The organism is Streptomyces antarcticus (genome assembly GCF_026627255.1).
Classification (GTDB): domain Bacteria; phylum Actinomycetota; class Actinomycetes; order Streptomycetales; family Streptomycetaceae; genus Streptomyces; species Streptomyces antarcticus.
Map to the genome: position 1 here is coordinate 540,003 of NZ_JAPNLM010000001.1, position 24,702 is coordinate 564,704.

Annotated in this window: 25 protein-coding genes and 2 tRNA genes; 9 read left to right on the plus strand and 18 right to left on the minus strand. The window is 72.3% G+C overall.

The features are described 5' to 3' along the window. The first annotated feature begins 110 nt into the window (after positions 1 to 110). Complete coding sequence (locus OTB16_RS02455; RefSeq protein WP_267718032.1) at positions 111 to 434, plus strand: DMT family transporter; 324 nt, start codon at positions 111 to 113, stop codon at positions 432 to 434. Here OTB16_RS02455 and OTB16_RS02460 read toward each other — a convergent pair. Beyond that, a complete protein-coding gene (locus OTB16_RS02460) occupies positions 400 to 939 on the minus strand; it encodes a TetR/AcrR family transcriptional regulator (RefSeq protein ID WP_267718034.1) in 540 nt (179 codons plus the stop codon). The genes OTB16_RS02455 and OTB16_RS02460 overlap by 35 nt on opposite strands. A gap of 129 nt (positions 940 to 1,068) precedes the next feature. Here OTB16_RS02460 and hisN point away from each other — a divergent pair, with 129 nt between their 5' ends. Then, the gene (gene hisN / locus OTB16_RS02465) at positions 1,069 to 1,872 is read left to right on the plus strand and encodes a histidinol-phosphatase (RefSeq protein WP_267718036.1); all 804 of its coding nucleotides are present in this window, start codon (positions 1,069 to 1,071) and stop codon (positions 1,870 to 1,872) included. 167 nt (positions 1,873 to 2,039) lie between these two features. Continuing rightward, positions 2,040 to 2,489 carry a CBS domain-containing protein gene (locus OTB16_RS02470; RefSeq protein ID WP_267718038.1) on the plus strand — a complete coding sequence of 150 codons (450 nt, stop codon included), beginning with the start codon at positions 2,040 to 2,042 and terminating at the stop codon, positions 2,487 to 2,489. A gap of 80 nt (positions 2,490 to 2,569) precedes the next feature. On the opposite strand, the gene OTB16_RS02475 is transcribed toward OTB16_RS02470, so the two are convergent. Next, complete coding sequence (locus tag OTB16_RS02475; protein WP_269288644.1) at positions 2,570 to 4,039, minus strand: catalase; 1,470 nt, start codon at positions 4,037 to 4,039, stop codon at positions 2,570 to 2,572. 137 nt (positions 4,040 to 4,176) lie between these two features. On the opposite strand from OTB16_RS02475, the gene OTB16_RS02480 reads away from it, so the two are divergent. Next, on the plus strand, positions 4,177 to 4,593 hold the full coding sequence (locus tag OTB16_RS02480) for a Fur family transcriptional regulator (RefSeq protein ID WP_267718042.1): 417 nt from the start codon (positions 4,177 to 4,179) through the stop codon (positions 4,591 to 4,593). Positions 4,594 to 4,728: 135 nt separating this feature from the next. Here the strand turns inward: OTB16_RS02480 and OTB16_RS02485 are convergent. The 4 genes from OTB16_RS02485 to OTB16_RS02500 all read right to left on the minus strand — a co-directional run bounded on the left by OTB16_RS02485 (position 4,729) and on the right by OTB16_RS02500 (position 10,072). Next, positions 4,729 to 4,802 (minus strand) — tRNA-Met (locus OTB16_RS02485). Between the two features lie 110 nt (positions 4,803 to 4,912). After that, on the minus strand, positions 4,913 to 6,769 hold the full coding sequence (locus tag OTB16_RS02490) for a tetratricopeptide repeat protein (RefSeq protein WP_267718044.1): 1,857 nt from the start codon (positions 6,767 to 6,769) through the stop codon (positions 4,913 to 4,915). A 259-nt stretch (positions 6,770 to 7,028) separates the two neighbouring features. Beyond that, positions 7,029 to 7,102 (minus strand) — tRNA-Met (locus OTB16_RS02495). Positions 7,103 to 7,189: 87 nt separating this feature from the next. Beyond that, positions 7,190 to 10,072, minus strand: coding sequence for a UPF0182 family membrane protein (locus OTB16_RS02500; protein WP_267718387.1), 2,883 nt, complete (start codon positions 10,070 to 10,072; stop codon positions 7,190 to 7,192). Positions 10,073 to 10,199: 127 nt separating this feature from the next. On the opposite strand from OTB16_RS02500, the gene OTB16_RS02505 reads away from it, so the two are divergent. Continuing rightward, on the plus strand, positions 10,200 to 10,769 hold the full coding sequence (locus OTB16_RS02505) for a PPA1309 family protein (RefSeq protein WP_267718046.1): 570 nt from the start codon (positions 10,200 to 10,202) through the stop codon (positions 10,767 to 10,769). 37 nt (positions 10,770 to 10,806) lie between these two features. On the opposite strand, the gene OTB16_RS02510 is transcribed toward OTB16_RS02505, so the two are convergent. The 4 genes from OTB16_RS02510 to OTB16_RS02525 all read right to left on the minus strand — a co-directional run bounded on the left by OTB16_RS02510 (position 10,807) and on the right by OTB16_RS02525 (position 14,225). Next, positions 10,807 to 11,898: a YlbL family protein gene (locus tag OTB16_RS02510; protein WP_267718048.1), complete on the minus strand. Its 1,092-nt coding sequence runs from the start codon at positions 11,896 to 11,898 to the stop codon at positions 10,807 to 10,809. 97 nt (positions 11,899 to 11,995) lie between these two features. Then, positions 11,996 to 12,256, minus strand: coding sequence for a hypothetical protein (locus OTB16_RS02515; RefSeq protein WP_267718050.1), 261 nt, complete (start codon positions 12,254 to 12,256; stop codon positions 11,996 to 11,998). A gap of 191 nt (positions 12,257 to 12,447) precedes the next feature. Continuing rightward, entirely contained in the window at positions 12,448 to 12,909 is a 462-nt protein-coding gene (locus tag OTB16_RS02520; RefSeq protein ID WP_267718052.1) for a molybdenum cofactor biosynthesis protein MoaE, read from the minus strand. Positions 12,910 to 13,067: 158 nt separating this feature from the next. After that, positions 13,068 to 14,225, minus strand: a complete 1,158-nt coding sequence (locus OTB16_RS02525; RefSeq protein ID WP_420717593.1) for an SDR family oxidoreductase — start codon at positions 14,223 to 14,225, stop codon at positions 13,068 to 13,070. Between the two features lie 193 nt (positions 14,226 to 14,418). On the opposite strand from OTB16_RS02525, the gene OTB16_RS02530 reads away from it, so the two are divergent. Further along, on the plus strand, positions 14,419 to 15,906 hold the full coding sequence (locus OTB16_RS02530; protein WP_267718054.1) for a zinc-dependent metalloprotease: 1,488 nt from the start codon (positions 14,419 to 14,421) through the stop codon (positions 15,904 to 15,906). Continuing rightward, entirely contained in the window at positions 15,903 to 16,442 is a 540-nt protein-coding gene (locus tag OTB16_RS02535; RefSeq protein ID WP_267718056.1) for an NUDIX hydrolase, read from the plus strand. Before OTB16_RS02530 ends, OTB16_RS02535 begins: the two co-directional genes overlap by 4 nt. Before the next feature lie 85 nt (positions 16,443 to 16,527). Here OTB16_RS02535 and OTB16_RS02540 read toward each other — a convergent pair whose 3' ends face one another. From OTB16_RS02540 to OTB16_RS02555, 4 genes are all read right to left on the minus strand, one after another. Continuing rightward, complete coding sequence (locus OTB16_RS02540) at positions 16,528 to 17,283, minus strand: AIM24 family protein (RefSeq protein ID WP_267718058.1); 756 nt, start codon at positions 17,281 to 17,283, stop codon at positions 16,528 to 16,530. Positions 17,284 to 17,300: 17 nt separating this feature from the next. After that, entirely contained in the window at positions 17,301 to 17,981 is a 681-nt protein-coding gene (locus OTB16_RS02545; protein ID WP_267718389.1) for an AIM24 family protein, read from the minus strand. A gap of 20 nt (positions 17,982 to 18,001) precedes the next feature. Next, positions 18,002 to 19,639 (minus strand): TerD family protein, encoded by a 1,638-nt coding sequence (locus OTB16_RS02550; protein ID WP_267718060.1) that lies wholly within the window; start codon positions 19,637 to 19,639, stop codon positions 18,002 to 18,004. Positions 19,640 to 19,767: 128 nt separating this feature from the next. Beyond that, the gene (locus OTB16_RS02555) at positions 19,768 to 20,307 is read right to left on the minus strand and encodes a M48 metallopeptidase family protein (protein ID WP_267718062.1); all 540 of its coding nucleotides are present in this window, start codon (positions 20,305 to 20,307) and stop codon (positions 19,768 to 19,770) included. A gap of 210 nt (positions 20,308 to 20,517) precedes the next feature. Here OTB16_RS02555 and OTB16_RS02560 point away from each other — a divergent pair, with 210 nt between their 5' ends. Both OTB16_RS02560 and OTB16_RS02565 read left to right on the plus strand, forming a co-directional pair. Continuing rightward, positions 20,518 to 21,660 (plus strand): ThiF family adenylyltransferase, encoded by a 1,143-nt coding sequence (locus OTB16_RS02560; protein WP_267718063.1) that lies wholly within the window; start codon positions 20,518 to 20,520, stop codon positions 21,658 to 21,660. 74 nt (positions 21,661 to 21,734) lie between these two features. Further along, positions 21,735 to 23,066, plus strand: a complete 1,332-nt coding sequence (locus OTB16_RS02565) for an ABC1 kinase family protein (protein ID WP_267718065.1) — start codon at positions 21,735 to 21,737, stop codon at positions 23,064 to 23,066. Positions 23,067 to 23,099: 33 nt separating this feature from the next. On the opposite strand, the gene OTB16_RS02570 is transcribed toward OTB16_RS02565, so the two are convergent. The 4 genes from OTB16_RS02570 to OTB16_RS02585 form a co-directional block, all read right to left on the minus strand. Beyond that, the gene (locus tag OTB16_RS02570) at positions 23,100 to 23,306 is read right to left on the minus strand and encodes a hypothetical protein (RefSeq protein ID WP_267718067.1); all 207 of its coding nucleotides are present in this window, start codon (positions 23,304 to 23,306) and stop codon (positions 23,100 to 23,102) included. A gap of 107 nt (positions 23,307 to 23,413) precedes the next feature. After that, the gene (locus tag OTB16_RS02575; protein ID WP_267718069.1) at positions 23,414 to 23,743 is read right to left on the minus strand and encodes a hypothetical protein; all 330 of its coding nucleotides are present in this window, start codon (positions 23,741 to 23,743) and stop codon (positions 23,414 to 23,416) included. Beyond that, the gene (locus OTB16_RS02580) at positions 23,740 to 24,111 is read right to left on the minus strand and encodes a WhiB family transcriptional regulator (protein WP_267718071.1); all 372 of its coding nucleotides are present in this window, start codon (positions 24,109 to 24,111) and stop codon (positions 23,740 to 23,742) included. Before OTB16_RS02580 ends, OTB16_RS02575 begins: the two co-directional genes overlap by 4 nt. Positions 24,112 to 24,300: 189 nt before the next feature. Continuing rightward, positions 24,301 to 24,612 carry a hypothetical protein gene (locus OTB16_RS02585; protein WP_267718390.1) on the minus strand — a complete coding sequence of 104 codons (312 nt, stop codon included), beginning with the start codon at positions 24,610 to 24,612 and terminating at the stop codon, positions 24,301 to 24,303. Positions 24,613 to 24,702 lie beyond the last annotated feature (90 nt).

A 24,702-nucleotide genomic window follows, 5' to 3' on the forward strand; every position in this document is an offset into this window, starting at 1 on the left:
GGTTTGCGGACGGCCACGCCTGGTAAATGCATAAGCGCACCAAGTGGCGCGCAGGCCCCGGGCCGGACTCCGGCCCCGGCCGCGCCACGTGAGGCGGGGAGGCATTCGACATGGCGTGGCTGCTGGTCGTGGTCGCGGGGATCCTGGAGACCGGTTTCGCGGTCTGCCTCAAGCTGTCCCACGGGTTCACCCGGCTCTGGCCGACCATCGCCTTCGCGTGCTTCGCGCTCGGCAGCTTCGGCCTGCTGACGCTGGCGCTCAAGAAGCTGGACGTCGGCCCGGCGTACGCGGTGTGGACGGGCATCGGAGCGGCCGGGACGGCGATCTACGGCATGGTCTTCCTCGGCGACCTGGTCTCCACCCTCAAGCTCGTCTCGATCTCGCTGGTCATCCTGGGCGTCATCGGTCTCCAGCTGTCCGGGTCGGGTCACTGAGCAGCCGCAGCATCTCCCGCGCGTCCGGTTCCTCCCCGGGGGCGATCACGTAGGACAGGGCGAGCCGTACGACCAGCTCGCACCGCCGGGCGTCCTCCCGGGGGGCCAGCGCTCCGGCGGCCCGGTCGCGCACGGCGCGCGCCAGCTCTCCCGGCCCCGGCGCCCGCCCGGCGGCGGGCAGCCGCGGGTCCCAGGCCCCGGTGAGCAGGGCCCGTACGAGGGGATGCGCGCGCGCCGCCCGTACGGTCCACTCCGCGACGGCGGCGAGCCGTTCGGCGTCCGCGGCCGGAGCGGACAGGGCCCGGTCCACCCCGTCGAGGTACCGGTCGGCCTCCCGCCGGATCAGGGCGCGGCCCAGCCCGGCCTTGCCCCCGAACTCGTTGTAGAGGGTCTGGCGGGACACTCCGGCGGCCGCGGCCACCTCGACCATCGTGACGGCGGGCCAGGGCCGGGCCGAGAGCACCGCTCCCGCCGCGTCCAGTAAGGACTCCCGGGCTGCCGGCATGGGTCGCCTCCCCCCTCCGGGCGTCCCGACGGGCTTTCCCGCCGGACCCCCTCCGCCAGAGTTGACGGGGCGACAGATCCTGTCAAGGGCGCGTCCCGGGCGCGGAGGCGGCCGCGATACTGTTCGGCCATGTCCGAGTATGACGATGACCTGCGCCTTGCCCTCGACCTCGCCGACGCGGCGGACGCCGCCACGATGGAGCGTTTCCGTGCCCTCGACCTGGTGGTCGAGACGAAGCCGGACATGACCCCGGTGAGCGAGGCCGACAAGGCCGCGGAGGAGATCATCCGGGCCGGAATCGCGGCCGCCCGCCCCGGCGACGCGATCCTGGGCGAGGAGTACGGCCTGGAGGGATCCGGTCCGCGCCGCTGGGTCGTGGACCCGATCGACGGCACGAAGAACTACGTGCGGGGGGTCCCGGTGTGGGCCACCCTGATCTCCTTGATGGCCGAGGACGCCGACGGCGTGTTCCGCCCGGTGGTCGGCGTGGTGTCCGCGCCGGCGCTGGGCCGCCGCTGGTGGGCGGCGCAGGGCGGCGGCGCGTTCGCGGGCGGCGCGCTCGGCGCGACGACGGCGATCGGCGTCTCGAAGGTGGCCGGGCTGGGTGACGCCTCGTTCGCGTACTCCTCGCTGACCGGCTGGGAGGAGCAGGGCCGCCTCCCCGGCTTCCTGGACCTGACCCGCGCCTGCTGGCGCACGCGCGGCTACGGGGACTTCTGGCCGTACATGATGGTCGCCGAGGGTTCGCTGGACCTGTGCGCCGAGCCGGAGCTGAACCTGTGGGACATGGCCGCCATCGCGGTGGTGGTCCAGGAGGCGGGCGGCCGCTTCACCAGCCTGGACGGGGCCGACGGGGTGCACGGCGGGAACGCGGCGGCCTCGAACGGGCTGCTCCACGAGGAGATGCTGGGGCTGCTGCGCCCGCGCGCCTGATCCCCGCTCCGGCGCGGACGCGCGGGCACGGTGCGCGCTACGCGCCTCCTTGTCGGCCTCCCCCGTCCGTGGGAATCTGAGGATCCGCCCGCTTGTGCCTTTGTGAATGACTTCTCAATCGGCACCCACCCAAGCGGGCGGACTCACCCCAGGAGGTGGCTCTCTTCATGCTCGTCCGCGACGCTATGAGCTCCGTGATCCTCACCCTCGGACCCGCGCACACCCTTCGTCAGGCGGCCTGCCTGATGTCCGCCCGGCGCGTGGGCGCGGCCGTCGTCCTCGACCCCGAGCACAGCGGGGTCGGCATCCTGACCGAGCGCGACATCCTCAACTCCATCGGCGCGGGGCACGACCCCGACCGCGAGTCCGTGGGGGCCCACACGACCAACAACGTCGTCTTCTGCACCCCGGAGGCCACCGTGCAGGAGGCCGCCGAGGCCATGGTGCACGGGGGCTTCCGGCATCTGATCGTGCTGGAGCACGGCGGCCCGGTGGGCATAGTCTCCGTGCGCGACGTGATCCGCTGCTGGGTCCCGGTCCGGCGACGCACGGCCGAACTGGCGGGCCGAACCGGCGGGCTGAACGGGCCGGCCGAACCGGCGGGCCGAACGGCCTGACCAGCCGGCGGGCCGAACGGCAGGAGGGCCGGACCCCCGTCGGGGATCCGGCCCTCCTTGTTCCGGCGAGCGGCGGGGTTCTAGCCGCGGAGGGCCTGGACCGCGGCGTCCAGCCGCTTGCCGAAGTCGCCGTCCGCCTGGCGGAAGTTGTTGACCGCGCGCTCGGCGATGTCGTCGCGGGAGACCTTGGCGATGAAGCCGGCCAGGTTCTCCACGAGACGGGACTTCTCGTCCTCCGAGTACAGGCGGTACAGGTTGCCCGCCTGGACGAAGTCGTTGTCCTCGCGGTGGACCGGCGCGGCGTGGTTGCCGGTGCCGCCGGTCAGCGGGACGGGCTGCCACAGCGGGCGGTCCGTCTGGTGCGGGCCGCCGAAGCTGTTGGGCTCGTAGTTCTTCGCACCCTTGTGGCGGCCGTCGTACAGGTGACCGTCGCGGGAGTTCGTCCGCGCCTCGGTGGCGTGCGGGCGGTTCACCGGCAGGTGGTCGGCGTTGACGCCGACACGGTAGCGGTGGGCGTCGCCGTAGCCGAAGAGGCGGCCCTGGAGCATCTTGTCCGGGGACGGGCCGATGCCGGGAACGAAGTGCGCCGGGGAGAAGACCGACTGCTCGACCTCGGCGAAGACGTTCTCCGGGTTGCGGTTGAGCTCCAGCTTGCCGATCTCGACCGGCGGGTAGTCCTCGTGCGGCCACACCTTGGTGAGGTCGAACGGGTTGAAGCGGTACTCGGCGGCCTCGGCGGCCGGCATCACCTGGACCTGCACGGTCCAGCTCGGGAAGTCACCGCGCTCGATGGACTCGCGCAGGTCGCGCTGGTGCGAGTCGGGGTCCTCGCCGGCGAGCCGGTTGGCCTCGGCCTGGGTGAGGTTCTTGATGCCCTGGTCGGTCTTGAAGTGGTACTTGACCCAGAAGACCTCGCCCGCCTCGTTGTTCCACTGGAACGTGTGCGAGCCGAAGCCGTTCATGTGGCGGTAGGACGCCGGGATGCCGCGGTCGCCGAACAGCCATGTCACCTGGTGGGTCGACTCGGGCGACAGACCCCAGAAGTCCCAGACGTTGTCCGCCTCCTGCGAGCCCGTGTACGGGTCGCGCTTCTGGGTGTGGATGAAGTCGGGGAACTTGATGGCGTCCCTGATGAAGAACACCGGGGTGTTGTTGCCGACGAGGTCGTAGTTGCCCTCTTCGGTGTAGAACTTCAGCGCCCAGCCGCGGGGGTCGCGCACCGCGTCGGCGGAGCCGAGGTTGCCGGCGACCGTGGAGAAGCGCAGGAAGGTCTCGGTCTCCTTGCCGACCTCGGACAGGAACGCCGCCCGGGTCCACTGCGAGACATCGCGGGTCAGCGTGAAGGTGCCGTACGCGCCGGCGCCGCGGGCGTGGACCACGCGCTCCGGGATGCGCTCGCGGTTGAAGTGCGCGAGCTTCTCCAGCAGCAGCTGGTCCTGGACCAGTACGGGGCCGCCGGCGCCGGCGGTCTCGCTGTTCTGGTTGTCGGCGACCGGAGCCCCGGCCTCCGTGGTGAGCGGTCCCTGCGTCACGTGCGCCTCCTGCGTCATTCCTGAGTCCTGCATGTCCCGTCCTCGGCCTGAGCCGTACTCGATCCTACAATGGACATTGTCTAAGTCAAGCAGATATCCAAATCCATACCGGTTCGGGAGTTACACCGAGTTCCGTCGCTGTTAGGCTGGCGCTCATGAGTGACCTTCTGGAACGACTTCGCGGACGCGGCTGGCGCATGACGGCCCAGCGGCGCGTCGTGGCCGAGGTGCTCGACGGTGACCACGTTCACCTGACGGCCGACGAGGTGCACGCGCGCGCCGTGGCCAAACTGCCCGAGATCTCCCGCGCGACCGTCTACAACACCCTGGGCGAGCTCGTCACCCTCGGCGAGGTCCTGGAGGTCTCCACGGACCGCCGCGCCAAGCGGTACGACCCCAACGCCCACCGGCCGCACCAACACCTGGTCTGCGCCCGGTGCGGTGCGATCCGCGACGTCCACCCGGCGGGCGACCCGCTGGCCGACCTGCCGGACACGGAGCGCTTCGGCTTCACGGTGTCGGCGGTCGAGGTGACGTACCGCGGGGTCTGCCCGAACTGCGCGGGCGCCTGACCGCGAGCCGTATGCAAAGAGGGGCCCGGAGCACACGCTCCGGGCCCCTCTTTCCGTACGGCCGCCCCCACCCGGGTGTGCGGCCGGAAACGACTCGAGGCCCGGATCCATGGGATCCGGGCCTCGGGCCTTCAGTAGCGGGGACAGGATTTGAACCTGCGACCTCTGGGTTATGAGCCCAGCGAGCTACCGAGCTGCTCCACCCCGCGTCGGTAAACCTGACTGTACGGGGACGCGGACCGCAGATGCAAATCCATTGGCGGGCCGGGCCCCTGCGCCCGCCGCGCACCGGGCGGGAGCGGGCCAAAACTGCCGCGGCTCAGGCCGACAGCTCCTCGGCCAGCGCCTCCCGCAAGCGGCGCGCCCGCTCCGAGACCTCCGCCGGGCCCAGCTCCATGGCGCGTACGCACCACTTCTGGCCCTCCGCGAGATCCCCGTGCCGGGCCGCCAGCAGGCCCAGCCGCAGCGCGGCGCGGCCGTGCCCGGCGACCGCCGCGCGGGTCCACCACAGGGCCGCCTCGGGCTCGCTGCCCTCGCGGGCCAGCAGCAGCCCGAGGTTGAACGCCCCGTTGCGGGAGCCGGCCTCGGCCGCCTCCCGGTACCAGCGCGCGGCGACCGCCAGGTCACCGCGGGCGGCGGCGAGCATGCCGACCCGCACCTGCGCCCGGCGGTGCCCCAGCTCGGCGGCCCGCTCGTACCACTCCTCGCTCTCGGTCCGCTCCGCGCCGCCCGCCGACTCGCCCAGCGCCACCGGCTCCGGCGGCGGGGCCAGCGACTCCAGCAGCGAGGCCAGCCGGAAGGCCGCCTCCGCGCTCCCGCCGCCCGCCGCGCACCGCAGGTGCCGCTCGGCGGCCCGCTCCTCGCCGTCGCGGACCAGCGCGATCCCGACCTGGAGCGCGGCGTCGGTGTGCCCCGCCGACGCGGCCCGCTCGTACCACTTCAGGGCCGTACGGTCCTCGTCCCGGCTGGCGAACAGGATGCCGAGGTTGAACGCGGCGTCCACGCTGCCCGCCTCGGCCGCCTTGGAGAACCACGGCTCGGCGCCCTCCGCGTCGCCGCCCTGCAGCAGCAGGATGGCCAGCGCGTTGGCCGCCTCGCGGTGCCCCGCGTACGCGGCCCGCCGGTACCACTGCTCGGCCTGCGCGGTCCGGTCCTGCGCGACGCACAGCAAAGCGAGGTTGTACGCCCCGTTCTGGTCGCCCGCGTCCATCGCGGACCGGTACCAGCGCTCCGCGGTCTGGGTCTCCCCGCGCGCGGCGTGCAGCGCGCCCAGCGCGTTCGCCGCGTTGCCGTCGCCGTCCCGCGCGGCCCGGTTCCACCACGCGGCCGCGCTCTCCTCGTCGCCGGCGTCGCGCAGCAGGAAGCCGAGGGCGCACGCGGCCCGCGCCTCCCCCTGCTTGGCGGAGGTGAGGTACCAGCGCCCGGCCTCCTTGAGCTCCCCGCGCGCCTCCAGCAGCGCGCCCAGGTGGAGCGCGGCCCGGCGGTGCCCGCGCGCGGCGGCCTGCCGGTACCACTGCTCGGCCTCGATGGGGTCGCCCTTGCGCAGGTGGCGTGCCAGCCGGTACGCGGCCTCGCGGTGCCCCTGCTCCGCGGCGGCCCGGAACCACCGCTCGACGCCCTTGTCCCCGCGGTGCTCCAGCAGGTCGGCCAGCCCGTACGCCCCCAGGGCGTGGCCGGACTCCGCCGCCTGGCGCATCCAGTACTCGGCGGCGGGCTCGTCCCCGCGCTCGCGGAAGTGGCGGCCCAGGGCGTGCGCGGCCGGAGCGGATCCGGCCACGGCGGCGACCCGCCACCAGCCGGCGGCCTCCTCCGGGTAGCCCCGCTGGTGAAGGAGCACGCCGAGGTTGTTGGCGGCGGCCCGGTCGCCTTCACCGGTCGCCCCGCGCAGGTAGGGCTCGGCCCCGTCCAGGTCGCCGCGGCGCAGCAGGAGGGCGCCGAGCACGCTCATGGCCCCGGGGTCGCCCTTGTCGGCGGCCACCCGGTGCCGGGCTTCGAGCTCGGCGTCGCTCGCCGCGTCGGTCTCGGCGAACATGTCCTCCGCGAAATCCGCATCGGTCAGTACGGTCTGCGCGTTGACAGCGGGAACCGTCTCGCCGGCTCCCGTATCCGGCTCGGCCTCCGCCCTCACAAACCGCCCTGTCTCCAGCAGAGTTGACCTGTCCCCCATAAATCCCATCGTCGCATCACCTGCTACCCGCGTACACCTGGTATGTCGCAGCCAGTGAGGTCACTACAGCGTTTTGTCGACATGCCCACAGATAGCCAAGTCAAACACGCTCCACCCCCAACTCACCCGTCTCAGCGACCCGCGTGTCCGACCCGGACCACCCCCACGGACCACGAACCGGACCACATCCGGGACCACGTCCCGAACCGCGGGCGGCCCCGGACGCGACGAAGGCCCGGATCCCATGGATCCGGGCCTTCGTCTTCAGTAGCGGGGACAGGATTTGAACCTGCGACCTCTGGGTTATGAGCCCAGCGAGCTACCGAGCTGCTCCACCCCGCGTCGGTAGACAAACAGTACCACGGGCGCGGGACGGTCCCGTACCGACGGTCCGGCCGCGCGGGGGCGCCGCGCGGCCGGACCGTACGGTCAGCCGCTCGGCTGCGGCGCAGGCACCTTGGCCTCCGCCTCGATCGCCCGCTTCAGCGCCGCCTTGATGTCGTCCTGCGCCTTGCCGAACGCCGTCCAGTCGCCGGCCTGCCTGGCCTTCTCGGCGTCCTCGATGGCCTTCTGCGCGTCACCGAGGGCCGCCTTGACCGTCGGATCCTGGATGACCGGCGGGGTGACGGTGCCCTCGCCCGGGGGCTGGTTCGGCGGAACCGGAACCGTCGGGGCCTCGGCCCCGAAGACCACGTTCAGCGCCTTCTCCAGCGTGTCCTCGAAGGCGGTCTGGCCGCCGTAGGTCACGAGCACCTTGCGCAGCAGCGGGTACTTCAGCCCGGAGCTGCGCACGTAGACCGGCTCGACGTAGAGCATGCCGCCGTCGAGCGGGACGGTGAGCAGGTTGCCGTACTCGACCTCGGAGTCGCCGCCCCGCAGGAGGCGGATGGACTCGGCGATCTTCGGTTCGGACTGGAACTTGCTCTGGACCTGCTTGGGGCCGTCGACCGGCTTGCTGGTCGGCAGCTTCAGCAGGCTGATCTTGCCGTAGTCCGGGGTGCCCGGATCGGCGTTGACCGCCATGAAGGCGCTCAGGTTGTCCCGCTCGTTCGGCGTGAACGTCGTCGTGAGCGAGAAGACCTGGTCCTTCTCCGTCTGGCCCGGCATCTTCATCGACAGGTAGTACGGCGGGACCGCCGTGCCGGCCTTGGTGGTCGGGTCGTCGGGGACGGCCCAGGCCTCACTGCCGCTGAGGAAGGTCTGCGGGTCGGTGACGTGGTAGCGGGTCAGCAGCTCGCGCTGGACCTTGAAGAGGTCCTGCGGGTAGCGCAGGTGGTCCATGAGCGGCTTGGAGATGTCGCTCTTGGGCTTCACCGTGCCCGGGAACGCCTTCATCCAGGTCTTCAGGACCGGGTCCTCGGTGTCCCACTGGTACAGGTCGACCGTGCCGTCGTACGCGTCGACCGTGGCCTTCACCGAGTTGCGGATGTAGTTGACCTGGTTCTCCTGGGCCACCACCGCGCGCTGGCTGTTGGTCAGCGAGTCCGCGGTGCTCTGGCCCAGCGTGGTGCGCGAGGCGTAGGGGTAGCCGTTGGTCGTCGTGTACGCGTCGACGATCCACTTGACCTTGCCGCCGACGACCGCCGGGTACGGGGCTCCGTCGATGGTCAGCCACGGAGCGACGGCCTCGACTCGCTCCTTGGGCGTGCGGTTGTACAGGATGCGCGAGCCGTCGCCGATGGCCCCGGAGTAGAGGATCTGCGGCTCGCTGAAGGTGAGCGCGTACGCCGCCCGGTTGAGCGGGTTCTCCAGGCTGACGCCGGACTTGCCGGTGTAGCTGGTCTCCTTCTCCCCCTGATCGTCCGAGTAGTCGAGCTCCTTCTGCGGCCCGCCGACGATCGAGTACTGCTTCGTCTGCTCGCCGTAGTAGATGCGCTGCTCGAAGTCCGTGCCGAACATGCCCTTGGAGGGCAGGTCGGACTGGGTGAAGTCCGGAGCACCCTGTTCACCGACGGTGGTGCCCTTGGCCGCGACCACGCCGTAGCCGTGCGTGTACTTGAAGTGGTCGTTGATCCAGTTGTTCTTCGGGATGCCCCCGATGTTCAGCTCGCGCAGGCCGATCACCGTGTCCTGGCCGCTGTACCGGTCCACGGCGAGCGTGGACGGGAAGGCGTAGTAGCCCTTGACCTGCTGGAGCTGCTGGAACGCCGGCGAGACGATGTTCGGGTCGAGCAGGCGCACGCTGGCGGTCGTGTCGGCCGCCTGGCGCAGCTTGGCCTTGTCCGTCCCCGCGGCCGGGACGCCGGGGTAGTCCTTCACCTCGGAGTCGGCGACGCCGTAGGCGTCGCGCGTGGCCTTGATGTTCTTCTGGACGTACGGGGATTCCTTGGCCTGCTCGTTCGGCTGGACCTGGAACTTCTGCACGATCGCCGGGTAGAGGCCGCCGATCAGGATCGCCGACAGCACCATCAGGCCGAAGCCGATGACCGGGAGCTGCCAGGTGCGGCGCCACAGCGTCGCGAAGAACAGCACGGCGCAGATCGCGGCGATGGCGACGAGGATCGTCTTGGCCGGCAGGTAGGCGTTGGCGTCGACGTACCGCAGGCCGGTCCAGTTGTCCGCGGCCTTGAAGTCGCTGGACTTCACCGCGAGGCCGTACCGGTCGAGCCAGTACGCGACCGCCTTGAGGGTCACGAAGAGGCCGAGCAGCACCGACAGGTGCCCGGTCGCCGCGGCGGTGGCCCGGGCGCCCGGGCTGGTCACGCGCAGTCCGCCGTACAGGTAGTGCACGACGGCAGCGGCGATCACCGACAGCACGACTGCGGCGAAGCCGAAGCCGAGCATGAAGCGGTACCAGGGCAGGTCGAAGGTGTAGAACGACACGTCCAGGTTGAACTGGGGGTCCTTCTGTCCGAAGGCCACCCCGTTCACAAACATCAGCCAGGTCTTCCACTGGCCGGCCGCCGACGCGCCCGCGATGAGGCCGACGAGCACCGCGATGCCCAGCAGCAGCCACTTCTTGAACGGGGCGATGCTCATCCGGTAGCGGTCGAGGCTCTGCTGCTCCATCGACATCGCGCTGAGCGGCGGCCGCAGCCGGTGGGCCAGCCAGATGTTGAATCCGACGGCACCCGACATCAGCAGACCGAAGACGGCGAAGAGCCCGATCTTGGTCCACAGCGTGGTGGTGAAGACGCTGGAGTACTTCACGGAGCGGAACCAGAGCCAGTCCGTCCAGAAGCCCGCGAACATGATGAAAAGCATGGCCAGGACGGCCAGTACGCCCAGGGTCATGAGGAGAGTGCGGGCTCGCCGGGACGGGCGGCCGACTCTCATCCGTGGCCCCGAAGGGCCTCCGCCGCGGTCCGGCATCTGGAAAGCCAAGGTGCGCACCTCGAAAGTCGCTGTCTGGTAATGAACGGGCCCCGATCGTAGAGCCCACTCATTGAACTTACTGAGGCTTTAGTCAGTTCCCGGTATCCGGTGGAAAGGAGGCAGGATGTTGCCCATGTCCAACCTTTCTCCTTCCCCCGGCACTCCCATGGCGGCCGGCCCGCTGACCCGTGCCTGTCTCGAGATCGACGAGTACGCGGCCGGTCTCGGCTGGGACAGGCCCGCCCGGCTGTTCGCGCTCGTCGACACCGCCCGGCTCAAGAAGCAGGAGCCGCGCCTGGCGGGCCAGCTCGGTCTCGACCAGGACGACGCCGGCAAGTCCTCCCTCACCCCGATCGAGCAGGACGAGGTTCCGGCCGGGACCCCGCTCGACAAGTTCCTCGGCACCATCGCCTGGCCGGACGCGGTCGTCGGCTGCGCCCTGACGGTGGAGCGGCTGATGCTGCCGCCGTCGGCGGAGGCGTCCGTACCGGAGGGGCTGAACGACAAGCAGCTCTCCCGGTGGGTCGCCGGTCACCCGGAGCGCCAGGAGGTCCGCCTCACGGTGGCCGTGCTGCGCGACGGCACCCGCGAGTCGGCCGTACGGCTGCGGGAGAAGGACTCCTCGACCGAGGTGCTCACCGGCGGGGGCCTGGTGCCCGGGCTGGCCGAGGCGCTGGCCGCGACCTTCTCGTAGCGGGCGGCCCTCCCGTAGCGGGCGGGCGGGGACCCGGTCAGGGCGTGGCGTCGCAGCGCGTCAGCCCGGCCGTGTCCCCCTTGCCGATCTTCTCCAGGGCAGCGGTGGCGTCGCCGATGGTGGAGACCTTGACCAGCGTCAGCCCGTCGGGGACCTCGAGGGCCGCGGCGGCGCAGTTGTCGGCGGGCGTCAGGAAGAACCGGGCGCCGGCCTGGCGGGCGCCGATGGTCTTCATCTGGATGCCGCCGATCGGGCCGACCTTGCCCGCGTCGTCGATGGTGCCGGTGCCGGCGATGAACTTCCCGCCGGTCAGGTCCTCGGGCGTCAGCTTGTCGACGATGCCGAGGGCGAACATCAGGCCGGCGCTCGGACCGCCGACGTCGGCGAGCTTGATGTCGATGGAGAACGGCAGCGTGTGATCGGTGCCGGCCCGGATGCCGACGATCGCGTGGCCGTCGTCCTCCGCCTTGCCCGCGGTGACGGTGACCTTGGCGGATCCGGTGGGCTCGCGGTTCGCCTTCGCCGCCTCGGCCGCCTCGGCGGCGGGCACGACGGTGAACTCGACGGCCTCTCCGGGCTTGTGCTTGGTGACGAGCTTGGCCACGTCCCCGGGGGCCGTCACGGGGGTGCCGTCGACGGCCTTGACGACGTCTCCGGCGTGCAGCCGGCCCTCGGAGGGACTGCCCTTGACGACGGAGGAGACGATCACACGGGCGGTGACCGGGATGCCGAGCTGCTTCAGGGCGGCCACCTTGGCGCTCTGCTGCGACTGCGTGAACTCCTCGGCGTTCTCCTGGGTGGACTGCTCGTTCGTCTTGCCGTCGGGGTAGAGGTTCTCGTGCGGCACGACGATGTTGTCGTCGGCCAGCCAGCCGTACACCGCTTCCAGCAGGTTCATGTTGAAGTCCGCGCTCGTGACGCGGACCGTCGTCATGTTGAGGTGACCGCTGGTCGGGTACGTCTTGCGCCCCGAGATGTTGAGGACGGGCTCGCCGTGCGAGTCCCCCAGCGTGTTCACCGTCGGCCCCGGGCTCATCTCGGAGTAGGGGACCTTGATGAAGACGCCTGCGCAGAGCAGCGCGAACAGCACGAGGGTGGAGGCGAGCATCGTCGCGGTGCGGCGTGGCATGGATCCGACAGTACGGGACGGGCCTGTGGGGCGGCCCGTGGGGCCGGGCCGTACGGGGGCCCGGCGGGGAAGTCTCAGGGGATCCTCACGGGACGCGTCAGACGGCGTCTGAACCGGAGTGGGCCCGCGCCTTCGCCCTTGCCTGATCCGCCTGATCCGCGTCGCCGGCCTGTTCGGTCCTGCCCGCGTGATCGGCACTGCCTGCGTAATCGGACCTGCCCATGGCCTCACGGAACCGCGCGTAGCCGGCCAGTTCCGATATGTCGCCTTGGGTACGGTCGCGTGCCGCCCAGCTGCCCCATATCGCCGCTCCGATCGCGGCGGACAGCGGAATCAGCAACCACGCCAGTGACGCCATGGGCGTGCCTCCCTACCCCGGATGTGCGTGTCGTTGGTGGCTTCAACGCTCGTGCCCGGAAAGGGGTTACGCAAATCGAGGGCGTGTTGCGCGGCCGAACGGGTGCGACGTTACCCCCTCCCGCGGCCGGTCCCCCGCCCGGGGTCCGGCCCGGCCCGGCGGGCGCCCGCCGGGCCGGGCTCGGCCGTGCGTCAGCAGGCGCCGACCCACTCCTCCGTGCCGTCCGCGAAGGTCTGGTGCTTCCAGATCGGCACCTCGTGCTTGAGGTCGTCGATCAGCATGCGGCAGGCCTCGAAGGCCTCGCCGCGGTGCGGGCAGGACACGGCGACGACGACGGCCAGGTCGCCGACGGCGAGGTCGCCCACACGGTGGACGGCGGCCAGGGCGCGGACCGGGTACTTGGCCACGACGCGTTCGGCCACACGGCGCATCTCGGCCTCGGCGGTCGGGTGGCAGGAGTAGCCGAGCGAGTCGACGTCCGCGCCGCTGTCGTGGTCGCGCACCGTGCCGACGAACAGCGTCGTGCCGCCCGTCGCGTCGTCGCCGACGGCCTGGAATGCCTCGTCGATCGAAAGCGGGGTCTCACGGATCGCGAGCAGGCGGATGGGGTCCGGAGCGGCCTGCTCGCCGGGGTGGTCGAAGTGCGGTGCCATAGCGTCCATCGTGCCCTAGCCGCTGACGTGGCGGAATAGCCGATTCGCCCGGGGCCCGGCCCCCGCTTTGGGAGTCTCCTACAGGAAACCGCTGGTGGCGCCCGGTGTCCACCCCCCGGCCGGGAGGCGGACACGGGGCGCCGGGCCCGGGCGGGGCGTCAGATGCCGCGGCGCTTGCGGGCGCGGCGGACCGCCGCCGCGGCGCCCAGCAGGGCCACCGTGGCTCCGGCCGCGCCGGCCGCCGTCGCCGCGTCCTTGCGGCCCAGGCGGCGGCCGGCGACGGTGTGCCGGCCCGCGACCTCCTGGAGGAGCTCGGCGAGCACCTCCTCGTTGGTCCAGCGCGGCCGCCAGCCGGCCGCGTGCAGCCCGCTGACGCTGACCACCCACGGGTGCATGGTGTACGCCAGGTCGCCCGCCGGGGACGGCGTCAGGCCGATCCGGTGCAGCCGGGCCGCCGCGCCCAGCGCTACCGCCGAGGGGAGCTCCATGCGGCGGATGCCGCTCAGCTCCTCGACCTCCTCCTGCTCCAGCCAGCCCTCGCAGCCCACCGCGAGCTCGCCCTCGACCTTCTCCAGGGCGGCGTACTCCAGCGCGCTGACCAGGTCCTCCACGTGGCAGAACTGCCAGGTGGGGCGGGAGCCGGTCACCACGAGCAGGCGCGGGGACTCGAAGTAGCGGGTCAGCGCGGTGTCCGTACCGCCGACCAGGACCGCGGGGCGGACCACGGTGACGTTCAGGCCGGGGTGCGCGCGGGGTGCCCGGCGGCCGAGCCGCTCGATCTCCAGCAGGTCGCCGACGCCGGTGGCCTCGGCGGTGGCCCGCAGCTCGGAGTCCTCCGACAGTGGGATGTCGTTGTCCGGCAGGGCCCCGTAGACCATGGCGGAGGTGCAGAGCACGACCCGGTGCACGCCGGCCGCCGCGGCGGCCGTCAGCACGGTCTGGGTGCCGCGTACGTTGTACGCGGTGCGGGCCGCCGGGTCGGATTCCAGGTCGAGGTCCAGGGCGAGGTGGACCACGACGTCCGCGCCGCGCAGTTTCTCGGCGATCGCGGGGTCCCGTACGTCCAGGACGTGCCACTGCGCGTCCGCGCAGTCCCCCCGCCGTTCGTCGATCGCGACGACCTGCTTGACCTCCTCGGAAGCGGCCAGGCGGGCCACCAGCGCCGCGCCGACCCCCGACGCGGCGCCGGTCACGGCGATCACGGGGCCCCGCACGGCGGGGTTTCGCGGCTGGCGAACGCCATGGGCGCTGTCGCCGGGCTCGGGGCGGATGTCGGCGTCGTCGCTCGCGCGAACCTGTGGATCTGGGGAACTCACCGGGCGTCTCCAGCGGTTGTCTTCAGTGGGGACGCGCCGTGACGCATACCCACCAGGTGATGTCCATCCTGCCGCAGCCCAGGAGTCGGCGGAGCACCGAGCCCGTAAGCGGGTGTGGTGTCTACGCTGGGTGGTGTTGTCGGACCATTGCCCGTCGGCTCCCGCCGGCGGCCCTACGAGCCGAGGAAACCCCGTGAGCGACACCCCATTCGGATTCGGCCTTCCGCCGGAGGAGCCGGAAGACGGCGACGAGGGCAAGAAGAAGGGCAATCAGGGCGGCCAGGGCGGCCCGCCGAATCCGTTCGGGTTCCCGGGCATGGGCCTGCCGGGCGGCGTGGGCGGGCCGGGCGGGGCGGACAACCCGTTCGCCGCGATGTTCGGCTCGATGGACCCGAACGACCTGGGGGCGGCCTTCCAGCAGCTCGGCCAGATGCTCAGCTACGAGGGCGGTCCCGTGAACTGGGACATGGCCAAGGACATCGCCCGCCAGACCGTCGCCCAGGGCACCGCGGACGGCGTGAAGGACACGAGCGTCGGCGTCGCCGAGAAGTCGGCGGTCGAGGAGGCCCTGCGCCTGGCGGACCTGTGGCTGGACGGCGTGACCTCGCTGCCCTCGGGTGCGAACACCGCCGTCGCGTGGAGCCGCGCCGAGTGGGTCGAGGCGACCCTCCCGGTGTGGAAGGAGCTCGTGGACCCGGTCGCCGAGCGCGTCGGCGCGGCCATGGGCGGCGTCCTGCCCGAGGAGATGCAGGCCATGGCGGGCCCGCTGCTCGGCATGATGCGCTCCATGGGCGGCGCGATGTTCGGCCAGCAGATCGGGCAGGCCGTGGGCACGCTCGCGGGCGAGGTCGTCGGCTCCACCGACATCGGGCTGCCCCTGGGGCCGGTCGGCCGGGTGGCGCTGCTGCCGCTGAACATCGAGGGCTTCGGCAAGGACCTGGGCGTCGCATCCGAGGAGGTGCGGCTGTACCTGGCGCTGCGCGAGGCGGCCCACGCCCGGCTCTTCGCCCACGTGCCGTGGCTGCGCTCGCACCTCTTCGGCGCCGTCGAGGCCTACGCCCGCGGCATCAAGGTCGACACCTCGAAGCTGGAGGACGTGGTCGGCCAGCTCGACCCGTCGAACCCGGAGCAGCTGCAGGAAGCGCTCCAGGGCGGCATGTTCCAGCCCCAGGACACGCCCGAGCAGAAGGCCTCCCTGGCCCGCCTGGAGACGGCGCTCGCGCTGGTCGAGGGCTGGGTCGACGCGGTGGTCCACGAGGCCGCCAAGCCCCGTCTGGCCTCGGCGGACGCCATGCGCGAGACCATGCGCCGGCGGCGCGCCTCGGGCGGCCCGGCGGAGCAGACCTTCGCGACGCTGATCGGTCTGGAGCTGCGTCCGCGCCGGCTGCGCGACGCCTCGCGGCTGTGGGCCTCGCTGACCGACGCGCGGGGCGTGGACGGTCGGGACGGCCTGTGGGAGCACCCCGACATGCTGCCGACGGCTTCCGACCTGGACGACCCGGACGGCTTCGTGCACCGCGAGCAGCTGGACTTCTCCGAGATCGACAAGATGCTCGGCGAGGCGGCCGAGAAGCGCGGCAAGGGCGCGGCCGGGGCCGACCGGGCCGGCGAGGCCGACGGCGGGGACGAGACCGGCCGGGCCGACGGCGGGGACGAGACCGGGGGCGAAGAGAAGAAGTGAGCCTCCACGACGACGCGGTCCTCGTACTGAAGCGGTACGAGGACCAGCCCGACCTGCGCGATGTGTACCTGGAGCACCTGGCCGCCCACCCGGACGGGGTCTACAAGCCCTGCACGGCCGGTCACCTCACGGGCAGCGCGCTGGTGGTCGACCCGGAGCGCGGACGCGTCCTGCTGACCCTGCACAAGAAGCTGGGCATGTGGCTCCAGATGGGCGGCCACTGCGAGCCCGGTGACGCCACCCTGGCGGACGCGGCGCTGCGCGAGGCCGTGGAGGAGTCGGGCATCGCCTCCGGGCTGACGCTGCTGCCCGGCGGCCCGGTGCGCCTGGACCGGCACCCGATCCCGGCCCCGTGCCACTGGCACCTGGACGTGCAGTACGCGGCGCTGGCCCCGGCCGGTGCGGTGGCGGAGATCAGCGAGGAGTCGCTGGACCTGCGCTGGTTCCCGTACGCGGAGGTGGCGGCGGTGGCCGACACCTCGGTCGTGCTGCTGCTGGAGGCGACCCTGGCACGACTCGGCGGCCCGGGCCGCTGAGCACCCCGCCCGGGGTGCGGCGAAGGGGCGGTCCCGCGCGGGACCGCCCCTTCGCCGTCGTAGCCGGGACCGCCGGGGCCTGGTTCTAGTTCCAGGCGTTGTTCTGGTTCTGCGCGTGCGCGCCCTGCTGACCCATGCCGAACTGCGCGGCGGCGCCCTGTCCGAGCTGGGCGTTCTGCGGCGGCAGCACCTCGCTGGGCTGTACCAGCGCGAAGCCGGTGCCGAGGAAGCTGAGCTCCCAGCCCTCGCCGGTGTTGCCGCGGCGCCGCCAGACTCCGGTGGAGTGGGTCTGGGCCTGCATCTGGACCCGCAGCGAGGTGGACCAGGCGACGATGGCGTCCGCGTCGGCGTTGACGTACTTGTCCGGCGTGACCTGCATCATCAGCGGCTGGCCGGAGGTCATCAGGGCGACCTTGCCGCGGCCGGTGATGTTGAGCTGGTACTTGCCGGACCCGGAGATCCCGTACTGGCTGTCCACCGCGATGGCCTCGGTGTGCAGGGTGGAGTCCAGGGCGAGCACGTAGCTGCTGTCGACGGTGAGGCCCTCCTGGTCCACGTCCACGACGTGGACGTACTGGGCCAGGTTGGCGAGGTAGACGGTGCCCTGCCCGGAGCAGCGCATGAGGTCGAGGCCCTCGCCGGTGCGGGCCCGCGCGCCCCGCTGGGTGGTGCTCTGGTACTCGCCGTCGAAGTCGATGATGCCCTGGTAGGCGACCATCGCACCCTTGCGGGCCAGGACGTCGTCGGTGCCGGTCAGCGAGACCCGCAGCAGCTGCGGGTTCTGGACCGCGTACCGCTCCTGGGACTGCGCCTCGGCGTGGGCGAAAAGTGCGCTCTGCATGATGTGTCCGCTCCCCCTCAGCCCCGGGCCCGGAGCCGGTCGGTGCTGTCCTCGCTGGGCTGTACGACGACGATGCCCTGACCGGAGAAGGCCATCTGGTAGGCCTCCCCGCTGCCCCGGCCGATCATCGACGAGGCCTTGAAGCTGCGCTTCCCCTTGACCTTGAGGTTCGGGGACCAGGCGACGAGCGCGTCGGGGTCCACGTACGTCTCGTCGTCGCCGCGGCCGCAGTCGACCACGATCGGTGTGCCGCGGGAGGTGATGGCGACCCAGCCGGTGCCGGAGACCTGCACGTTGAACAGGCCCTGGCCGGCGAACTTCGCCATGCCCTTGACCCGTTCGACGCCCCACTGGAGGTGGGCGTCGAAGGCGAGCAGGTTGCTGCCGTTGACGGACAGCGCGTCGTTGTCGAGGTTGATGACGACGACGTCCGCGCCGTAGTCGGCGAGGTAGAGCAGGCCGTCGCCGGTGCACTTCATCAGCGGGGCGCTCTCGCCGGTGAGCCACTGCGAGGCCATCTGGCGCACGGCCGGCGGGTTGGGCTCGTACTGGACGAAGCCCTCGTACGCCACCATCGAGCCGGTGCGCGCGAAGAGGTCCTGGCCGCTCTGCATGGCGACCTTGAGCATGGCCCGGCCGTGGTTCTCCATGCGGGCCGTGACGGGGGTCGGGGCGTAGCCCGCGAGCTGCTGGTTCATTGCGTTCATGTCGGGCTCCCTCAGACCTCGTACGGCTGGACGACGATGAAGTTGCCGGGAGCGCCGCGGAACTGGAGGTTCACGGTCTCCCCGCTGTGACCGGGGTAGGCGTTGCGCCGGAGCCGGACCTGGCTGGAAAGGATGACCTGCGAGGCCGCGGACCAGGCGACGATGGCGTTGCTGTCCGCGAACGTGGTCGGGGTGACGGGCAGGACCACCGGGACGCCGTGCGTCTTGACGATCACCGTGCCGGTGCCCTGGAACTGCATGGTGAACAGGGCGCCGCCGGGGATGCCGTGGCCCTCGATCCTGCGGACCTCGTGCTGGAGCGACTCGTCGAAGGCGAGGACCGCCTCGGCGGAGACGCAGATCGCGTCGCCCTGGAGCTCGATGGCGTGCAGGTGGGCGCCGTTCTCGGCGAGGAAGACCTGGCCGCGTCCGGTGCAGCGCATGAGCTGCATCTCCTGGCCGGTGGCGTTGCCGACCATGCGGCCGGCGAAGCCCGCGCCCTTGTAGCTGAAGTCCACCTTGCCCTGGTACAGCACCATGCTGCCCTGGCGGGCGAGGACGGCCTGGCCGCCCATCGCCAGGTCGACCCGCATGAGCTGCTGGTTCTGCGGGGTCCAGCGGGCGCCGGTGGGGGCCTCCTTGTACGGCTGGAGCGCGGCCGTGAGTCCGGCTCCCGCTCCGGCCGCGGCCTGTGGCGCGAGGCCGGGCTGCTGGCCGTAGCCGGGGGGCTGGCCCTGCCCGGGCTGCTGGCCGTAGCCCGGCTGCTGCCCGTAGGGGGCGGGGGCCGGGGCCGGCGGGGGGACCTGGCCGGGGACCTGGCCGTACGAGGGCTGCGGCTGCGGCTGCCCGTACGGCGCGGGGGCCGGCGGGGCGAGCGGCGCGGCCATGGTGGGCGCGGCGTGCACCGGGGCCGGGGCGGCGGGCTGCTGGTAGGGCTGCGGCTGGTGGGCGGGGGCCGCGGCGGGCGCGGGCGCGCCGAAGGACGGCGCGGGGGCCGGTGCGGGCGGGGCCTGCGGGGCCGGGGCGCCGAAGGAGGGCGCCGGGGCGGCGGCCTGCTGCGGCGGGGCGAAGCCGGGGGCGGCGCCGCCCTGGGCGGGGACCTGCTGCTCGGGCTGCGCCTCCTCGGCGACCTCGCCGCCGAAGTTCCGCAAGAGCGCGTCGAGCCCGCCGTCGAAGCCTTGGCCGACGGCGGCGAAGCGCCACACGTCCTTGAGGTAGAAGTCGCCGAGCATCACGGCGCGCTCGGTGGTGAACTCGGCGCCCGTGAACGCGTACCGGACGACCTCTTCGCCGCCGGCCACGACGCGGATGTAGCCGGGGCCGATCTGCGACATCTGTCCGGCGCCGTCGATGGTGGCGGTGAAGGACAGCTTGTGGATCGAGGCCGGAACGCGGTCCAGCGTCACCCGGAAGGATTCGCTGTCACCGGCCTGGGCGCCCAGCTGCTGGATGGACTCCTCCGGCGACTTCGGCTGGTTGAAGAAGACGAAGTAGCGGTCGTCCGAAAGCTGTTCGTTCGCGTCGAGGCCGAAGCAGCTGATGTCGAAGGCGAGTCCGGGTCCGGAGATCTGGACGCCCACGTACAGGTCGGTGCCCGCCGTCAAATCACTGATCTTGGCCTTGTGGCCGCGTTGGAATTCCCTGGCCATACGTACGACCGTCCCCCATCCCGACTGTGAATGCGTGCCGCTCAGGCTAACGGCAACGACGGACATCCGGCCAAGTCGGTACCGACCCGGTACATATCACCGTGCGTGACGTCCCGGACGGGTCCAGGTCAGTCCTCGGCGTCGGCGGGGACCGTCGGGAGGCGCTCGGCGGCGACCACTCCCTCCAGGTAGCCCCGGGCCCGCTCGGTGCGGGGGTACGCCTCCAGCAGCTCCCAGAAGCGGGGGCCGTGGCCGGGCACGAGGAGGTGCGCCAGCTCGTGCAGGAGGACGTAGTCGACGACGTACTCCGGCATCCCCTGGAGGCGGTGCGAGAGCCGGATGCTGCCCTCGGACGGGGTGCAGGAGCCCCAGCGGGTGTTCTGGTTGGTGACCCAGCGGACGGTGCTGGGGCGGGCGCGGCCGCCGAAGTACTGCTCGGACAAGCGCTCGGCACGTGCGGTCAGCTCGGCGTCCCCGAGGACGCGCCGGCCCTCCTGGGCGGCCAGCTTGTCGAGCATGACGCCCACCCAGCGCCGCTCCTCGGCCTCGGACATCCGGGCAGGGATGAGGACGACCGTACGGTCACCCTCGCGGTAGGCGGATACGGTCCTGCGGCGGCGCGCGCTCCGGCGGACTTCGACGGCGCGCTGCGGTGGATCGGCGGACACGGCACGACGGTACCCGTTGGCCGTCGTGGAAGTCCCGCACGTCCGGCGTTCGAACAGGATCGATTCGCGGGCGGCGGCCGGAACACTCCTATTTCCCTCTCATATGCCTGATACCCCCAGCCTGTGGACAAACTTCCGCACGGATTGCGGCGGGCGGGCACGGTGGGTGTCGTACGGGAAGTGAGTGCGATGGCGAATCGAGGGGCGGAGATGTATCCGAAGGTGAAGCCGGCGCTGGCGCGGGCGTGGCGGGATCTGCGGACGGTGCAGTTCGGGGTGACTCCCGCGCACGCGGTGGTCTTCGGCCCCGTGGACACGGCGACCGGTTCGCTCATCGACCGGATCGACGGGACCCGGGGGATGGACCTGCTGCGGGCCGAGGCGGCGGGGATGGGGCTGCCGGACGGCTGCGCCGACGAGCTGGTCCGGCGGCTGGCGGGGGCCGGGCTGCTCGACGACGCCACGGCGGGCGGCCCGCGGGCCCAGGCCGTGCGCGGCCGACCGGAGGCGCTGGAGCGGCTGGGACCCGATCTGGGCTCGTTGTCGCTGGTGCGGCGCCAACCGGGCGGGGACCTGCGGGGCGTGGCCGCGCGCCGGGAGGTACGGGTCCAGGTGCGCGGGAGCGGCCGGGTGGGTGCCGTGATCGCCGCGGTCCTGGCGGGCGCGGGCGTGGGCCGCGTCGAAGTGCTCGACGGGGGCCGGGTGGAACCGGCGGACGTGGCGCCGGGCGGGCTCGGGGCGGGAAGCGTGGGCCGGCCGCGAGCCGAGGCCGCGGGCCGGCTGGTGCGCGAGGCCGCCCCGGGGCGGGCGCCGCGGGCCGGGGAGCGGGAGGGTCCGGAGCCGGGCCTGTCCCTGGTGGTCGTCGCCCCGCGGGACGGGCTGCAGGCGTGGGCCCCCGATCCGGAGACCGCGGCCGGCTGGGTCGCCGCGGGCGTCCCGCACTTGTACGCGGGGGTGCTGGAGGGCACCGGGCTGGTGGGCCCGCTGGTGCTGCCGGGGGCCACGGCGTGCGCGGGCTGCATGGAGCGCGAGCGGGTGGAGCGGGACGGGGCCTGGCCGAGGATGCTGGTCCAGTGGCGTTCCGCCCACCGGCGGCGCGCGACGGCCGCCTGCGACCTGGGGCTGTCGACGGCGACCGCCGGCCTGGCCGCGGCCCACGCCCTGTCCTTCCTCGACGGGGAGCTGCCCGCCTCCACGGGCGCCCGCTGGGAGGCGGCCCTCCCGGGCCTCCACTGGGAGCGTTCCGGGGTCGGCCCTCGTTCCGACTGCCCGTGCGGCGCGGCCGCCAGCCGTCCGGCCGTGCTCGAGCGGACGGGAGGAGGATCGGGGGCAGGCCGGTCGGAAGGGCCATGACAGGATGCCTTGGGTCCGAGAGGTCTTCGCGAACCGCCGCTTGCGGCGCAGCTGTCTGGGAACTGGAGGGGCGCATGTCTGATCTTCCCCGGAAGGCGGTCACCCGTACCGTCAAGCTGGCCGCGCTGCCGCTCGGCTTCGCGGGACGGGCCACGTGGGGGCTGGGCAAGCGGATCGGCGGCAAGTCCGCGGAGATCGTGGCGCGCGAGCTCCAGCAGCGGACCGCCGAGCAGCTCTTCAAGACGCTCGGGGAGCTGAAGGGCGGGGCGATGAAGTTCGGCCAGGCCCTGTCGGTCTTCGAGTCGGCCCTTCCCGAGGAGGTCGCCGGGCCCTACCGGGCGGCGCTGACCAAGCTCCAGGAGGCGGCCCCGCCGCTGCCCGCGGCGACGGTGCACCAGGTGCTGGCGCAGCGGCTGGGCGAGGACTGGCGGGAGCTGTTCGAGGAGTTCGAGGACAAGCCGGCAGCGGCGGCCTCGATCGGGCAGGTCCACCGGGCGGTGTGGCACGACGGCCGGCAGGTGGCGGTCAAGGTGCAGTACCCGGGGGCGGGCGAGGCGCTGCTCTCGGACCTGAAGCAGCTGGGCCGTTTCGCGGGGCTGCTGGGTCCGCTGATACCGGGCATGGACATCAAGCCGCTGATCAAGGAACTGCGCGACCGGGTCTCCGAGGAGCTGGACTACGAGCTCGAGGCCGAGGCCCAGCGCACCCACGCGGACGCCTTCGAGGACGATCCGGACGTGGTCGTGCCGGACGTCGTGCACCAGGGTGACCAGGTGCTGGTGACCGAGTGGATGGAGGGTACCCCGCTGTCGGAGGTGATAGCCGACGGCAGCCGGGAGGAGCGTGACCGCGCCGGTCAGCTGCTGGCCCGGTTCCTCTTCTCCGGTCCCGCGCGCACCGGGCTGCTCCACGCGGACCCGCACCCGGGCAACTTCAGGCTGATCACGGACCCGGACGGGCGGACACGGCTGGGCGTGCTGGACTTCGGCACGGTGGACCGGCTGCCCGGCGGGTGGCCCAAGCCCATCGGCAGGTCGCTGCGGATGACCCTGGACGGCGACGCCGAGGGGGTCTACGGCCACCTGCGGGCGGAGGGGTTCGTGAAGGAGTCCATCGAACTGGACCCCGAAGCGCTGCTGGCGTACCTCAAGCCGATCATCGAGCCCGCCGAGGCCGAGGAGTTCACCTTCACCCGGCCGTGGCTGCGCGGCCAGGCGGCTCGGATAGCCGACCCGCGTTCCCCCGCGCACCAGTTGGGCCGGCAGATCAACCTGCCGCCGTCCTACCTGCTGATCCACCGGGTGACGCTGAGCACCATCGGGGTGCTGTGCCAGCTGGGCGCGACCGTGCGGCTTCGGGACGAACTGGACTCCTGGCTGCCGGGGTTCCCCTCCGCCGCCGGGTGACGCGGTGACGGGGGCCGCGCGGCGGCGGGCCGGTCACCACCAGGGGGAGTCGAGCGTGCCCTCGATCGCTCTGAGGTTGGCCCGGGCGCAGTCGTCGCAGAAGTAGAGCCTGGCGCCGTTCTCCACGGAGCAGGTCCAGGTCGGCGGGGCGCCGTCCGGGGACCGGGCACCGCAGCTCGCGCAGACGACGGGCTGGGCCTCGGGTCCCGACGGGGCGGGGCGGGGGGTCGGCTGGTCCACCTCCGGACGATATCCCCGTACGGGGCGGTGGGCGGTACGCAACGCACCGGGGGGACCGGCCCGTTCGGACCGGTCCCCCGGGACGTGGTTCAGCTCCGTACCGGCCGTCAGTTCATGACGGCCATGGCCAGCGCGCGCCGGGCGCGCAGCGAGACGCGCTCGGCGCGGCGCTGCATGCGGCGGGCGGCGACCAGGCGCAGGGCGTGACGCTCGGCGTCGGCCTCACGCATGCGGTCGTCCATATGGGCACGGGCCAGGGCTTCTGGGATGAGTTGCATTTCGCGGGTCCTGTTCTGACGCGAGGTCATCGCGCCTGCGGTGATGAAGTCTGCGTGGGCGGCGCCGTGCGGCTGCTCGCTCGTGGTGTGGGGGGTCATGAGGGCCTGCTTCAGGGGGTCGTGCGTGAGGGGGCGGTCGATGGTTCCGTGGGCGGTCATGCCGCGACAACCGGGTTCTTGCGGGGACGGCCACGGGGACGCTTGCGGGCGACGACGACGCCCTGGACGAAGAGCTCGCCTCCCCAGACACCCCAGGGCTCGCGGCGCTCGGACGCCCCGGCGAGGCAGGCCTCGACCAGCGGGCAGGTACGGCAGAGGGACTTCGCGTACTCGACGTCGGCCGGGGACTCGGCGAAGAAGACCTCGGGGTCGAAGGTGCGGCACGGAACGGGTACGCCGAGGTTCTCGATGGCGTCGTCGAGCGCGGTCAGCGCGGTGAGCGGAGTCAAGGCGTGGTCCTTCGGGACTGCGGGCGGGGAGATCGTTTGGGTCTGCGGTACGGACGGGGCGTGCGCTTCGAGTTGCACGGTGGTTTTTTCCTCGTCTTGGTGGCTAGTTCCGGCCGGTCGGCCGGGTTCGGCTGGGTTGCCCTCACACCGACTGGTTCTGCCAGTCCCGAGGCCCCTTCGCTCCGTCGTCCCCGTTCGGGGACAAACAGAAGGGCCGCGGATCCCGGGTGGGGTTCCGCGGCCCTGAAGGCGCCGGCCTGACACACGTCAGGCTGGATCACTCCAGGGTTCGAGCCCACGGAAGGCCCACATCAGGTGGTGCTGCTGCTTCGTCGTCTGCTTCGTCTTGGATCCGGCACCGGCCGCGGCGGCAAACCCATAGGCGCCATGTGCCTGGGCTTCCCTTACTGCCGCCAGTGCCTTGATCGGTCGCTCATTGCGCTCACTGACCGGAAGGGTCGCCAGCAGGGCGGCGGGGCTGCCGGCGGAAACCGCGGACAGACCGGTACCCAGGAGCGAGACGGAACCGAGCAGGCAGGAAGCGTCGACCGAGCGATCGGTCATTTTGGTGAAGGTCATGAAGCTGGCCACTGGTCTCGCCTCCTCTCGGCGTCTCGGGGACCGGCCCGGGGGCCCGTCCCATACGTATTCGGATAAGTACAGCACGGA